This is a genomic window from Neisseria sp. P0007.S010 (assembly GCF_051962875.1).
GTDB lineage: Bacteria > Pseudomonadota > Gammaproteobacteria > Burkholderiales > Neisseriaceae > Neisseria > Neisseria subflava_A.
Genome location: NZ_JBQCUX010000076.1, coordinates 1 through 229, shown reverse-complemented (window position 1 = coordinate 229; position 229 = coordinate 1). Strand labels below are relative to the sequence as shown.

Genomic DNA, 229 nt, shown 5'->3' with positions numbered 1-229 from the left:
CCATGGCACGGTACAGCGTATCTCGCCGGCCACGGGCGCCGAGTTCAGCCTGTTGCAGGCCGATAACGCCACCGGCAACTTCGTCAAGATCGCCCAGCGGGTGCCGGTGCGGATCAGCGTGGACCCGGATCAGGAGCAGAGCGAACGCCTGCGACCGGGGTTGTCGGTGGTGGTCAGCATCGACACGGCGGGGCGCCTGAAAAACAGCCCGCCCTGACATTCCACACAC

At 66.4% G+C, this 229-nt stretch carries 1 protein-coding gene; it reads left to right on the top strand.

Annotation, left to right across the window (positions count from 1 at the left end; genetic code table 11):
- Positions 1-217 (top strand): HlyD family secretion protein (locus ACTHR7_RS10965; RefSeq protein ID WP_440370828.1); only part of this gene is annotated, 217 nt, incomplete at its 5' end.
- Positions 218-229: the final 12 nt, after the last annotated feature.